Source organism: Actinokineospora iranica, assembly GCF_900101685.1.
Taxonomy (GTDB): domain Bacteria; phylum Actinomycetota; class Actinomycetes; order Mycobacteriales; family Pseudonocardiaceae; genus Actinokineospora; species Actinokineospora iranica.
Genome location: NZ_FMZZ01000001.1, coordinates 354,097 through 367,260, shown reverse-complemented (window position 1 = coordinate 367,260; position 13,164 = coordinate 354,097). Strand labels below are relative to the sequence as shown.

Sequence of the window (13,164 nt, the reverse complement as noted above, 5' to 3'; positions counted from 1 at the left end):
GACGCCCGGCAGGCCAGCACGACCCACCAGCATCACCACAGCACCACCCAGCAGTGCGGCACCACCAAAAGCAGCACCACCCAAAAGCAGCACCAATTAAAGCGGCACTACCCAAAAACGCAGCACCGCCCAGAACGCGGCACCACCGAGCAGTACCGCCGCACCGCAGTACCCGCACAGCCTCGTCGCGGTGCGACCTCAGCCGTAGCACTTCACAAGAGAGCACTACCGAAGGGACTTCAGTGGCCGACCGCCTCGTCGTTCGCGGCGCCCGGGAGCACAACCTGCGCGGGGTCGACATCGACCTGCCCAGGGACAGCCTGATCGTGTTCACCGGCTTGTCCGGGTCGGGCAAGTCCAGCCTCGCGTTCGACACGATCTTCGCCGAGGGCCAGCGCCGCTACGTGGAGTCGCTGTCGGCCTACGCCAGGCAGTTCCTCGGCCAGATGGACAAGCCCGACGTCGACTTCATCGAGGGCCTCTCGCCCGCGGTCTCGATCGACCAGAAGTCGACCAGCCGCAACCCGCGCTCGACCGTCGGCACGATCACCGAGGTCTACGACTACCTGCGCCTGCTTTACGCGCGCGCGGGCAAGCCGCACTGCCCCACCTGCGGCGAGCCGATCAGCAAGCAGACCCCGCAGCAGATTGTCGACCAGGTGCTCGCCATGGAGAACGGCGTGCGCTTCCAGGTCCTCGCGCCGGTCATCCGCGGCCGCAAGGGCGAGTACGTCGACCTGTTCGCGAGCCTGCAGACCCAGGGCTACTCGCGCGCCCTCGTCGACGGCACCGCCTATTCGCTGGCCGACCCGCCGAAGCTCAAGAAGCAGGAGAAGCACCACATCGCGGTGATCGTGGACCGGCTTGCCGTGAAGGCAAGCTCCAAGCAGCGCCTCACCGACTCGGTGGAGACCGCGCTGCGCCTGGCCGACGGCCTGGTGGAGTTGGATTTCGTGGACCTGCCGGAGAACGACCCGCACCGGGTGCGCGGCTTCTCCGAGAACCTGGCCTGCCCCAAGGGGCACGCCCTCGGCCTGGAAGACCTGGAGCCGCGCTCGTTCTCCTTCAACTCGCCCTACGGCGCGTGCCCCGAGTGCACCGGCATCGGCGTGAAGAAGGAGGTCGACCCGGAACTGGTCGTCCCGGACGACGAGCTTTCCCTCGCCGACGGGGCGATCGCGCCGTGGGCGGGCGGGCAGACCGCCGAGTACTTCGTCCGGCTGCTCACCTCGCTGTCCGAGGCTCTCGGATTCCGGATGGACACCCCGTGGCGCAGGCTGCCCGCCAAGGCGCAGAAGGCGGTGCTGCACGGCGTCAACGAGCAGGTGCACGTCCGCTACAAGAACCGCTACGGACGCGAGCGGTCGTACTACGCGGCCTACGAGGGCGTCATCCCGTTCCTGGAGCGGCGCCAAGAGCAGACCGACTCCGAGTACATGCGCGAGAAGTACGAGGGCTACATGCGGGAGGTCCCGTGCCCCGCGTGCCGGGGCAGCAGGCTCAAGCCGGAGATCCTCGCGGTGACCCTCGAGCACGCCGAGCACGGCGACAAGTCGATCGCCGAGGTGTCGGCCATGTCGATCGGGGAGTGCTCGGCGTTCCTCGACGGCCTGACCCTGGGCAAGCGCGAGGCGATGATCGCGGGCGCGGTGCTCAAGGAGATCCAGGCGCGCCTGCGGTTCCTGCTCGACGTGGGCCTGGACTACCTCTCGCTCGACCGCGCGTCCGCCACCCTGTCCGGCGGCGAGGCGCAGCGGATCCGGCTGGCCACCCAGATCGGCTCCGGCCTCGTCGGCGTGCTCTACGTGCTGGACGAGCCGTCGATCGGCCTGCACCAGCGCGACAACCACCGGCTCATCGAGACGCTGACCCGGCTGCGCAACCTGGGCAACACGCTGATCGTGGTCGAGCACGACGAGGACACGATCCGCGCCTCCGACTGGGTGGTCGACATCGGGCCGGGCGCGGGCGAGCACGGCGGCAAGGTCGTGCACAGCGGCACGTTCAAGGAACTGCTCAAGAACAAGGACTCGCTGACCGGCGCCTACCTCGCGGGCCGCAGCGAGATCCCGATGCCCGCCGTCCGCCGGGGCATCGACAAGAAGCGGCAGCTCACCGTGGTCGGCGCGCGGGAGCACAACCTGCGCGGCATCGACGTGGCGTTCCCGCTCGGCGCGCTGGTCGCGGTGACCGGGGTGTCCGGGTCGGGCAAGTCCACCCTCGTCAACGACATCCTGGCCACCGTCCTGGCGAACAAGCTCAACGGCGCCCGGCAGGTCCCGGGCAGGCACACCCGGGTCAAGGGCCTGGAACACGTCGACAAGCTCGTCCAGGTCGACCAGTCGCCGATCGGCCGCACCCCCCGGTCCAACGCGGCCACCTACACCGGCGTGTTCGACCACATGCGCAAACTGTTCGCGTCGACCACCGAGGCGAAGGTGCGCGGCTACCTGCCGGGCCGGTTCTCGTTCAACGTCAAAGGCGGCCGCTGCGAGGCGTGCGCGGGCGACGGCACCATCAAGATCGAGATGAACTTCCTGCCGGACGTCTACGTCCCGTGCGAGGTCTGCAAGGGCGCCCGGTACAACCGGGAGACCCTGGAGGTGCACTACAAGGGCAAGACCATCGCCGAGGTCCTGGACATGCCCATCGAGGAGGCGGCCGAGTTCTTCGAGCCGATCAAGGCGATCCACCGGCACCTCAAGACGCTGGTCGACGTCGGCCTCGGCTACGTCCGGCTCGGACAGCCCGCGCCCACCCTGTCCGGCGGCGAGGCCCAGCGGGTCAAGCTCGCGAGCGAGTTGCAGAAGCGCTCGACCGGCCGCACGGTCTACATCCTCGACGAGCCGACCACCGGCCTGCACTTCGAGGACATCCGCAAACTCCTGGGCGTCATCAACGGCCTGGTCGACAAGGGCAACACGGTCATCGTCATCGAGCACAACCTCGACGTGATCAAGACCGCGGACTGGATCATCGACATGGGCCCAGAAGGCGGTTCCGGGGGCGGCATGGTGGTCGCCGAGGGCACTCCGGAGGACGTGGTGAAGTCCGAGGGCAGCTACACCGGGGAGTTCTTGGCGCACGTGATGTAACCAGGGCGAACGCCTCTGGACAGGGTGTATCCCGGCCCCCGAAACTCGCTCCTACCTCGTAGGCGCGGTCCGGCGCGCACAGGGACGAGGAGGACGACGACATGCCCGACCCCAGGCGACTCGACGCCCGGGTGCCACCGCCGCGCCGTGCCCTCCCGGCGCGGCTCAGTGGGCACGGTGTCGACGCCATGCGGGGCCGGGTGAACCAGGTGTGGGCCGGGGGCAGGCCGGTCGAGCGGACCGCCGAGAAGATCGGCTCGGCACGTGGGGTTTGATTCGACGCCGGTCCGCGCGGCCGAGCCGGCCTGCCTGGAGACGGCCGCCCTCGTCCGCGACCGGCTCCGGCAGGAGTTCGGGGACGAGGTGGCAGTCTTCGCAAGCCCCGGTCGTCCGCTCGCGCCGATCGTCCGGCTGGCGGTGGCGGTGGGGGAGAGCCGGGAGTTCGCCCGCTGGGCCCGCACCGCCAACCTGCGCGCCCTGACCGTCGTCCCAGGCGATGACACCGCCCCTGACACCGCCCCTGACACCGTCCTCGTCGGACCCCTTGCCATTCCCGGCGAACCGGGCTGCGCGGAATGCGCCCGCGCCCGCAGAGTCGCCGCCGCGGCCCGCAAGGCGACCTCGCCCGTCTGCTCGTCCGGAACGGGGGTGACGGCCGCCCCGGGCGTCCTGAAACCGGCGATCGCGCCCGCGCGGGCCAGCGACCCGAGCGCCGAGGACACCCGTCGGCTGGCCCCGGTGATCGCGGCAGGTGTTTCACCAGCCAAGGCGCCTGTGACGGTCGCTGACGACACAATGCGACTGGCCCCAGGGGGCGCGGACCCCGCGTCCGGTGCTCGGCAAGCGGCTTCGGTGGCACCGGAAAACGCCCGGAACCCGGCTCGGCCGCCGGACGACGCCGAGGACACAACCCGGGTCGACGCGGCAGTTGCCGGGGGCGCGGGCAAACCCGCCGCCGCTGCTTCGGGCGCCAGTGCGCGGATGCCCCACTCGGGCCCGGAGGACATGCGGGGCTCAGCGGGTGCGCAGGCGCGGGAATCCTCGGCGGAAAGCTCGCCGGTGCTGGACACCGCGGGGGCGGAGCGGGGCGGCGCGGCTGGGCGGGCGCTTGACCAGATTGTCGGCCTGGTGCGGGACATCCTGCGCGCGGACGCCCGCGACCTCATCGGCCACGTCGCCGAGGTGGGTGGGGCGGAGCCGGTGTGGCACCGGGTGATCCCGTTGCCCGCCTGCGATGTGTGCGGTGGCGCCACCGGTGACAGCGCGGTGGCGTTGCCAGAGGAAGGAGAAGACGACGACCCGGCGGCGCTGCTGGCGGCGCTCGCGGGCTGGGTCGACCCGGTGACCGGTGTCGTCCCCTGGATCGAGCTACGGCAGCCCCTGGGGGAGTCCGGCCCGCACACCGCCACCGCGGCGTCGCCGCACCTGCTCGACGCCGACGGGGTGCCGCGGGCGCTGCCGATCGGGTGGGGCAAGGGGATGACCCGGAGCGCGGCGATCAGGTCGGCGGTGGGAGAGGCGATCGAGCGGTACTCGGCGTCGCTGCCTGATTCGGACCGGTTGGCGTGGGCCCGGCCCGCAGACCTCGACGGCGAGATCCTGGACCCGCGCGAGTTCGCCCTCTATGAGCCGGAGCAGTACGCCGCCGCGGGATTCCCGTGCGTGCCGTTCGACCGGCGGGTGGACCACCCATGGGTGCGGGGCGCCTGGCTCGGGACCGACACCCCGGTCTGGGTGCCCGCCGTGTTCGCCTACCTCGCCATGACCGTGCTCCCCGAGCACGTGATCTGCCAGGGCACCTCCAACGGTCTCGCCGCGGGCGCCGACATCGACACCGCCGCCGTGCGGGCCACCCTCGAACTGGTCGAGCGCGACGCGATGATGGCCGCGTGGCTCACCGGGGAGCGCGGCCGGTTCGTGGAGTTGGACGAGACCCTGGACGACGACGTCCACGCGGTGATCGAGGCGCTGCAAGCCCAAGGGCCCTCGGTGGAGGTGTACCTGCTGCCCACCTCCACCTACGGCGCCACCGCCGTCGCGCTCGCCATCGGCGACGGCAGGCGCTGGCCCGGCGTCGCCCTCGGCCTCGGCGCCGACCGCTCGCCGCGCGCGGCCATCCGCGCCGCCGTGCTCGAACTCGCCCAGACCGCCCCGCACCTGGCGGCCCTGCTGCGCGAGCGCGCGCACCCGGTCCCCGCGCGGCCCCAGGGCGTGCGGGAGATGCTCGACCACGCCGCCTACTACTTCCCGGTCGAGCGCGTCGACGCGTTCGACCGGCTGCGCTGCGGGGGCACCTCGCGGTTGCGCGACCTGCGCGAGCCCGCCCTGGACACCTCCCTGACCGACCTGGCGGGCACCCTCGGCGCGGCCGGGGTCCGGGTGGCCGTGGTCGACGTGACCAGCGCGGACGTGGCGACCGGCCCGTTGCGGGTGGTCCGTGCGGTGAGCCCGGACCTGCAGCCGCTCAGCTACGGCCACGGCAACGACCGCGCGCTGGTCGCCCGGCTGCGCCGCCGCGGCGTCCGCACCCGGGCCCTGATCCATCCGGTCTGGTGATCAAAAGACGTTCACTCGCAGTCCAGGCCACCGTCACCGCGCAGGTCGAACACGGCAAGGCGACAGCACAGGACAACTAGCTGGAACCGGAAGGCCCCCAATAACCGACTGAACCGCCCGACCGGGGGCATCGGAAGGGCGGTTCAGCCGGTTCAACGACCATCACGGCCGTCGGCATAGGGGGTCACGTCTTCGGTTGCTGGTCTTCCGAGATCGGCTGCCCGTGCAGCCTGCGCTGCCGGGGGATGGCGACAGGTCCGGGGACCGGGGCGGTGTTCTGGCTGGGCGAGTGGTCGTCGGTCAGGGTGGCCTCGTCGAACGGGGCTTGGCCGGTGAGCACCAAGCCCGCCCGGCCGCGGTCGAACTGCTTGGTCCAGGTGCCGATGAGCACGGTGGCCACCGCGTTGCCCGCGAAGTTGGTCAGCGCCCGCGCCTCGGACATGAACCGGTCGATGCCCACGATCAGCCCGACGCCGTCGACCAGGTCGGGCCGGTGCGACTGCAGGCCGCCCGCCAGGGTGGCCAGGCCCGCGCCGGTGACCCCGGCGGCGCCCTTCGCGGCGATGACCATGAACAGCAGCAGCGAGACCTGCTCGCCCAGGGAGAGCGGGGCGCCGGTCGCGTTCGCCACGAACAGCGTCGCCATCGTCAGGTAGATCGCGGTGCCGTCGAGGTTGAACGAGTATCCGGTCGGGACGGTGATGCCGACGACGGTCCGGCTCACCCCCAAGTGCTCCATCTTGGCGATGAGCCGGGGCAGCGCGACCTCGGAGGACGAGGTCGACAGGATCAGCAGGAACTCCCGGCTCAGGTAGCGCAGCAGGGCGAACAGGTTGACCCGCGCCACCGCCCACAGCAGCAGCCCCAGCACCGCGACCACGAACACCACGCAGGTCGCGTAGAAGCCGAGCATGATCACCGCGAGGCTGCGCAGCGCCGCCACGCCGGTCTCGCCGACCACGGCGGCGATCGCGCCGAACGCGCCGACCGGCGCCACCCACATGATCATCGCCAGCACCCGGAACACAAGCCTCTGCAGGTGCCCGACGCCGCGCAGCACCGGCTCGGCCTTGGGGCCCATGGTCTGCAGCCCGAAGCCGACCAGCAGCGCCACCAGCAGCGTCTGCAGGACTTCACCCTCGGTGAACGCCGAGACGAGCGTCGTCGGGATGATGCCGAGGACGAACTCGATCGTGCTCTCGCTGCCCTGCGCGGCCTGCTCCTCGCCGCTGGCGCGCGCCGCCTCGGTGATCTGCAGGCCGTCACCGGGATGCAGGAGGTTGCCCACGACCAAGCCGATGACCAGGGCGATGGTCGACATGACCAGGAAGTAGCCCAGTGCCAGGCCGCCGACCTTGCCCACGGCCTTGGCCTTGGCCACCGCGCCGACGCCGAGCACGATCGTGCAGAAGATGATCGGGCTGATCATCATCTTGATCAGGGCGACGAAGCCCGTGCCCAGCGGCTTGAGCGCCGAGCCTGCCGAGGGGAAGAGCAGGCCGACGCCGACGCCGAGGACGACCGCGACGATGACGGCGAGATAGAGGTAGCGGGTCCGATCCTGGCGTGGGGACTTGGTAGTCGACACTGGGCCTCCGGGGAGGGGACCGCGACACCGCGATCCCGGATCGCCGCCGAGTCTCCTGGACCGCTGTGGCCCCGGTCACGATTGCGTTCATTACGTTCATGGGCGTCGGCCGTCACACTTACCGGCATGACCGGTCGCAGACAGTGGAGTTTGGCCCACCAGCTCTTGGTGCTCCAGGTGGTGATCGTCGGTGTGCTGGTGACCGGCGGCGCGATCCTGGTCTGGGTCGACGTCGCGGACCGGGCCGAGGAGTCCAGCGCGGCCACCGTGCGGACGCTGGCCAGGGCCATCGCGGACTCGCCGTCGGTCGTCGAGGCCGTCACCGGCCCGGACCCCAGCGGCGTGCTGCAGCCCTACGCGCACGCCGTGCTGGCCGACACCGGCGTCGACTTCATCACGATCATGGACGTGGAGGGCCTCCGCTACACCCACCCGAACTCCGCCATGATCGGCAAGAAGTTCCTGGGCAACACCGACGCGGCCCTGGCGGGCCAGGCGTTCACCGAGATCTACGAAGGCACCCTGGGGCCGTCGGTCCGCGCGGTTGTCCCGGTGTTCGACGTGGAGCGCCGAGTGGTGGCCCTGGTCAGCGCGGGAATCACGTTATCGGCGATCAACGAGCAGGTGGCCGAGCGGGTGATCCCTTTAATCGGCGTCGCGCTCCTGGCGCTGGCGGTCGGCGGGCTGGGGACCTACCTGGTCAGCAGGCGGCTGCGCAGGCAGACCGGCGGCCTCGCCCCGGCCCAGCTGACCCGGATGATCGAGTACCACGAGTCGATCCTGCACGCCGTCCGTGAGGGCCTGGTGCTGGTCGATTCCCAGCACCGGGTCACCCTCTGCAACGACGGCGTGCGGGCGCTGCTGGACCTGCCCGCCGACGCGGAGGGTCGTCCGGTCACCGAGCTCGGGCTGCCGGACGGGCTGGTCCAGCGGCTGCTCTCGGGCATAGAGATGCGCGACGAGCTGCACCTGACCGACACCCGAGTCCTGGTCGTCAACTCATCCACCGTGCGGTTCGACGGCCGCGTCCTGGGCACAGTGGTGACCGTCCGTGACCGCACCGACCTGCAAGCGCTCACCGGCGAGCTGGACACCGTGCGCGGCTTCGCCGAGTCGCTGCGCTCGCAGGCGCACGAGGCGGCCAACCGCCTGCACACCGTGGTCTCGCTGGTCGAACTCGGCCGCGCCACCGAGGCCGTCGAGTTCGCCACCGGCGAGTTGGCCATCGCGCAGCGGCTCACCGACCAGGTCGTCGCCGCGGTGTCCGAGCCGATCCTGGCCGCGCTGCTGCTGGGCAAGGCGGCCGACGCCAGCGAGCGCGGGGTGGAGTTGCTGGTCAGCCCCGACACCGAGATCGCCGACTACGCCCTCAACGACGAGGGCCCGGTGACCCCGCGCGACCTGGTCACCATCCTCGGCAACCTGATCGACAACGCCGTCGACGCCGCCGTCGAGGGCGCGGAGGCGCACCGCCCCCTGGTCGAGGTCTCCGCGAAGACCAGCCCCCGCGAACTCGTGCTGCGCGTCGCCGATTCCGGTCCCGGCATACCGCCGTCCGCCCTGGACGACGCCTTCCGCCGCGGCTGGTCGACCAAGGGCGGCGCGGGCCGGGGCCTCGGATTGGCCCTGGTGGGTCAAGCCGTCCGGCGGGCAGGTGGCACGATCGATGTCGGCCGCGATGTCGGCGCGGTGTTCACCGTGCGGCTGCCGGTGCGGATGGGGGAGCGCGGGTGATCAGTGTCCTGGTGGTGGAGGACAACCCGGTGGCGGCGGACGCCCACCGGCACTACGTCGAACGGGTGCCCGGCTTCCGGGTCGCGGGTGTGGTCCACTCCGGCCGCGACGCGCTGCGCTTCCTCGACGCGACCACCGTCGACCTGGTGCTGCTGGACCTGTACCTCCCCGACGGCCACGGCCTCGACGTCGTCCGCGCCCTGCGCGCCGCGGGCCGCACCGCGGACGTGATCACGGTGACCTCGGCCAGAGACCTGGCGATCGTCCGCGCGGCCGTCTCCGCGGGCGTCGTCCAGTACCTCCTCAAGCCCTTCACCTTCGCCACCCTGCGCGACAAGCTCAACGGCTACGCCAAGTTCCGCGCCCGCGTCAGCGGCCACGGCGAAGCGGCGGGCCAGGCGGAGGTGGACGAGGCCTTCGGCGCTCTCCGCAGCACCGAGAACCTGGCCCTCCCCAAGGGAATGAGCAGGCAAACCCTGGACGCCGTCATCGAAGCCGTCCGCACCTCCGACGGCGGCCTGTCCTCCGGCGCCGCGGCCGACGCGGTAGGCGTCTCCCGCGTCACCGCCCGCCGATACCTGGAATACCTGGCGGACACCGGTTTGGCCGCCCGGCGCCCCCAATACGGCGCCGTGGGCAGGCCCGAGGTCTGGTACCGCTGGGCAGGCTGACCCCCACGTCCAATGGGCAGCGCCCGCCAGGCCCTCACCCGGCGGGCGCGACAGCCCACTGCCTATTCACCAGGCGGCTTGGCGTACCCCTTCAAACCACCGAAGTCGATAATCGTGCAATCCTCGTCACCAAGGGTCCACGCGTCGTGACCGGGCGGAATGTGGACCGCGTCACCGGGCCCCACCTAACTTTCCCTGCCATCGTCCATGACCACCTTCATCCGCCCGGACAACACATAGCCGATGTGCTCCACCTGGCAGCTGTCCGTGCCCGCCAACGGCTTCACATCGTTCGACCACCGCCAGCCCGCCTCGAACGTCCCGAGGCCCACCGGTCTACTGTCCAGATTCACCAAGTCCACGTGACCGTGGTCGGGGAACGGGCGGACCTCATCAGGTGCTGTGAAGTTCTTGCTCTGCAACTCGCTCATCTGTGGCACTCGCTTCCACTGTGAGGAAATCCGGCGACCCCCTTCAGCCGCGCTGACACCAGAACAGGCACGGTAATAACGGCCAGCGCCTCCGACTAGGGCAGTTCTGCTCGGTACGCCCCGCTACCCCGCGTGTCCACTGTGGTCAAACCCCACCCGCCAGAGCACGCCCAAGCGAAACCACCCTGAGGAAACCACTCCACCCCATCGAGCCAACCCGGAGCAGTCGGACCACCAGAGCGGCAAGCGGTCTCAGAACACCGGCCCCGTGTACTTCTCCCCAGGCCCCTGCCCAGGCTCATCCGGAAACGCCGACGACTCCCGGAACGCCTTCTGCAGCGACTGCAACCCATCCCGGATCGGCGCGGCATGTGGCCCCAGGTACTCCACCGACGCCGTCACCAGCCCAGCCAAGGCGGTGATCAGCCGCCGAGCCTCGTCCAAGTCCCGATGCGGGCTGCTGTCCGGATCGGGATCAGCCAGCCCAAGGCGCTCGGCGGCGGCGGACATGAGCATGACCGCGGCCCGGCTGATCACCTCCACACTGGGAATATCAGCGAGGTCGCGGCTGTTCAAGTCAGTGTCGTCACCGGAAACAGACCCGGGCGTAGCGGAAGCTTCGTTCACGGTCTGCTACCCTTGCACGTGCGACCAGCCCCCGTTAGCTCGGGGGCGGCAAAGTGGAGCCCCCGCTCCCACCCGAGTCACCTTACGGCGGCCGGGTCCGGTTGCCAGGGCTTCGCTGTCGTGGGGTCATGGTGTCTCGACGCTTGTCGTCGGGCAATCGGTCGGAAGCGGGCCCCGTCTGCCACCAGGCAGCGGGGCTCGAAGCAGTTTTGGGGACCTCACGTGCCGCGCACGTCAGGCGAGTGACCGCATTCGCTTGGCGCGTCTGCCCGCCTGGGCAGACGAGGATCGCATACGGACCAAGGAGGCCCCATCAGCACGGAGACACGCATCAACGACCGCATCCGCGTGCCGGAGGTCCGACTCGTCGGACCCAATGGCGAGCAGGTCGGGATCGTCCGCATCGAGGACGCGCTCCGGCTCGCGCAGGAAGCGGATCTTGATCTCGTCGAGGTCGCACCACAGGCACGCCCGCCGGTTTGCAAGCTCATGGACTTCGGCAAGTTCAAGTACGAGAGCGCGCAGAAGGCCCGCGAGTCCCGGCGCAACCAGGTGCTCACCGTCATCAAGGAGCAGAAGCTCCGGCCGAAGATCGACTCCCACGACTACGAGACCAAGAAGCGCAACGTCGTGCGCTTCCTCGAGCACGGGAACAAGGTCAAGGTCACCATCATGTTCCGCGGCCGCGAGCAGTCCCGCCCCGAGTTGGGCTTCCGACTGCTGCAGCGGCTCGCCGAGGACGTGCAGGAGCTGGGCTTCGTCGAGTCGTCCGCCAAGCAGGACGGCCGTAACATGATCATGGTCCTGGCGCCGCACAAGAACGTGAAGCCGAAGCCGAAGGCGACCGCGGCGAGCGCGAACTCCGACGAACCGAGCGAGAGCTCCACCGAGGAGTGACCGGACCGGGGGCGGGACGTCCCCGGTCGAAGAACACCCCCCCGAATGCCGCCTTGGGCGCCAGTGGCCCCCGGGCGGCACGAGACGAGGATTGAACATGCCGAAGATGAAGACCCACTCCGGGACCTCGAAGCGCGTCCGGGTCACCGGCAAGGGCAAGCTTCGCCGCCAGCAGGCGGGTCTGCGCCACAAGCTGGAGAAGAAGCCGACGTCGCTGACCCGCAGGCTCTCGGGCACCGCCGAGGTGGCCAAGCCGGACGTCGCGCGCCTCAACAGGCTTCTCGGCCGCTGAGGCCACCCCACCCGATGACCACCCGGGCGCGGCGATCCACCGCGCCCACTAGATCGACAGGACGGACCCGTGGCACGCGTCAAGCGGGCGGTAAACGCCCAAAAGAAGCGCCGCACGACTCTCGAGCTCGCCAGCGGTTACCGCGGCCAGCGCTCGCGGTTGTACCGCAAGGCCAAGGAGCAGGTGCTCCACTCGCTCAACTACGCCTACCGGGACCGTCGTGCCCGCAAGGGTGACTTCCGCAAGCTGTGGATCCAGCGGATCAACGCCGCGGCCCGGCAGAACGGCATGAGCTACAACCGCTTCATCGAGGGCCTGCGGGTCGCCGGTGTCGAGGTCGACCGCAAGATCCTCGCCGAGCTCGCGGTGAGCGACCCGACCGCGTTCACCGCGCTGGTCGACCTGGCCCGCACGAACGCGGGGACCCAGGGCAAGGCCGCTTCCTGAGCACGCGCTCCCAGCGACCCGGGGCAGAGCCGTTCACCGAACGGACGCCCCGGGTCGCTGCCGCTCGGCACCTGACCCGCCGCCCGGGCCGGGAGAAGGCGGGCCGGTTTCTGGCCGAGGGCGCCCAGGCCGTGCGCGAGGCGCTGGCGCACGGGCGCGTGCACGAGCTGTTCGTGACCGAGGCCGCCGCCGCCCGCAACCAGGACCTGATGGTGCGCGCCGACGAGCGCGGGCTGCCGATCTCCGTGGTCACCGACAAGGCCGCGTCCGGCCTGTCGGAGACGATCACACCGCAGGGGATCGTCGCGGTGTGCGACCTGGTGGACCGGCCGCTGGCCGAGTCTCTGGCCGGGTCGCCGAGGCTGGTGGCCGTGCTGGTCGGCGTGTCCGACCCGGGCAACGCGGGGACCGTCACCCGGGTCGCCGACGCGGCCGGGGCCGGGGCCGTGCTGTTCGCGGGCGACACCGTTGACCCGCACAACGGTAAATGCGTGCGTGCGTCCACCGGCAGTGTTTTCCACCTTCCGATAGCGCGTTCCCGTGACATCGCCGAAGTGTTCGCCGCTTGCCGGGGGGCCGGTCTACGGCTGGTCGCCGCCGACGGCCACGCGACGGCCGATCTCGATGACGCGGTGGACGCGGGAGAACTCGCGGCTCCGACGGCATGGGTGTTCGGCAGCGAGGCCCACGGCCTCGCCGACGACGTCCTGTCCGCTGTGGACGCCGTGCTGAAGGTCCCGCTCTACGGCGCGGCGGAAAGCCTCAACCTCGGCACCGCCGCCGCCGTGTGCCTCTACGCCTCCGCGCGGGCCCAGCGCCGATAAAC

The 13,164-nt window shown here is 70.6% G+C and carries 12 protein-coding genes; 9 read left to right on the top strand and 3 right to left on the bottom strand.

From position 1 onward, the window contains the following. Positions 1-242 precede the first annotated feature (242 nt). The 3 genes from uvrA (at position 243) to BLS56_RS01700 (ending at position 5,651) form a co-directional block, all read left to right on the top strand. A complete protein-coding gene (gene uvrA / locus BLS56_RS01705) occupies positions 243-3,095 on the top strand; it encodes an excinuclease ABC subunit UvrA (RefSeq protein ID WP_091447435.1) in 2,853 nt (950 codons plus the stop codon). 101 nt (positions 3,096-3,196) lie between these two features. Then, the gene (locus BLS56_RS31160) at positions 3,197-3,370 is read left to right on the top strand and encodes a hypothetical protein (protein WP_175482609.1); all 174 of its coding nucleotides are present in this window, start codon (positions 3,197-3,199) and stop codon (positions 3,368-3,370) included. Continuing rightward, positions 3,360-5,651 (top strand): YcaO-like family protein, encoded by a 2,292-nt coding sequence (locus tag BLS56_RS01700; RefSeq protein ID WP_091447432.1) that lies wholly within the window; start codon positions 3,360-3,362, stop codon positions 5,649-5,651. The genes BLS56_RS31160 and BLS56_RS01700 overlap by 11 nt, the downstream gene beginning before the upstream one ends. A 184-nt stretch (positions 5,652-5,835) precedes the next feature. Here BLS56_RS01700 and BLS56_RS01695 read toward each other — a convergent pair whose 3' ends face one another. Continuing rightward, positions 5,836-7,239, bottom strand: a complete 1,404-nt coding sequence (locus BLS56_RS01695; protein WP_091447429.1) for a cation:dicarboxylate symporter family transporter — start codon at positions 7,237-7,239, stop codon at positions 5,836-5,838. Positions 7,240-7,365: 126 nt separating this feature from the next. Between BLS56_RS01695 and BLS56_RS01690 the strand changes: the two genes are divergently transcribed. Both BLS56_RS01690 and BLS56_RS01685 read left to right on the top strand, forming a co-directional pair. Further along, entirely contained in the window at positions 7,366-8,973 is a 1,608-nt protein-coding gene (locus BLS56_RS01690) for an ATP-binding protein (protein ID WP_091447427.1), read from the top strand. Next, entirely contained in the window at positions 8,970-9,644 is a 675-nt protein-coding gene (locus BLS56_RS01685) for a response regulator (protein WP_091447425.1), read from the top strand. The genes BLS56_RS01690 and BLS56_RS01685 overlap by 4 nt, the downstream gene beginning before the upstream one ends. Positions 9,645-9,829: 185 nt before the next feature. On the opposite strand, the gene BLS56_RS01680 is transcribed toward BLS56_RS01685, so the two are convergent. Both BLS56_RS01680 and BLS56_RS01675 read right to left on the bottom strand, forming a co-directional pair. Beyond that, the gene (locus BLS56_RS01680; RefSeq protein WP_228771275.1) at positions 9,830-10,075 is read right to left on the bottom strand and encodes a cupin domain-containing protein; all 246 of its coding nucleotides are present in this window, start codon (positions 10,073-10,075) and stop codon (positions 9,830-9,832) included. Between the two features lie 252 nt (positions 10,076-10,327). Continuing rightward, the gene (locus BLS56_RS01675) at positions 10,328-10,702 is read right to left on the bottom strand and encodes a DUF1844 domain-containing protein (protein WP_091447423.1); all 375 of its coding nucleotides are present in this window, start codon (positions 10,700-10,702) and stop codon (positions 10,328-10,330) included. A gap of 273 nt (positions 10,703-10,975) precedes the next feature. Between BLS56_RS01675 and infC the strand changes: the two genes are divergently transcribed. The 4 genes from infC (at position 10,976) to BLS56_RS01655 (ending at position 13,162) form a co-directional block, all read left to right on the top strand. After that, a complete protein-coding gene (gene infC / locus BLS56_RS01670; protein ID WP_091447421.1) occupies positions 10,976-11,599 on the top strand; it encodes a translation initiation factor IF-3 in 624 nt (207 codons plus the stop codon). Between the two features lie 97 nt (positions 11,600-11,696). Continuing rightward, positions 11,697-11,891 (top strand): 50S ribosomal protein L35, encoded by a 195-nt coding sequence (rpmI, locus tag BLS56_RS01665; RefSeq protein ID WP_091447419.1) that lies wholly within the window; start codon positions 11,697-11,699, stop codon positions 11,889-11,891. Positions 11,892-11,960: 69 nt separating this feature from the next. Beyond that, the gene (gene rplT / locus BLS56_RS01660) at positions 11,961-12,338 is read left to right on the top strand and encodes a 50S ribosomal protein L20 (RefSeq protein ID WP_091447417.1); all 378 of its coding nucleotides are present in this window, start codon (positions 11,961-11,963) and stop codon (positions 12,336-12,338) included. Next, positions 12,335-13,162 (top strand): TrmH family RNA methyltransferase, encoded by an 828-nt coding sequence (locus tag BLS56_RS01655; protein ID WP_091448703.1) that lies wholly within the window; start codon positions 12,335-12,337, stop codon positions 13,160-13,162. The genes rplT and BLS56_RS01655 overlap by 4 nt, the downstream gene beginning before the upstream one ends. Positions 13,163-13,164 lie beyond the last annotated feature (2 nt).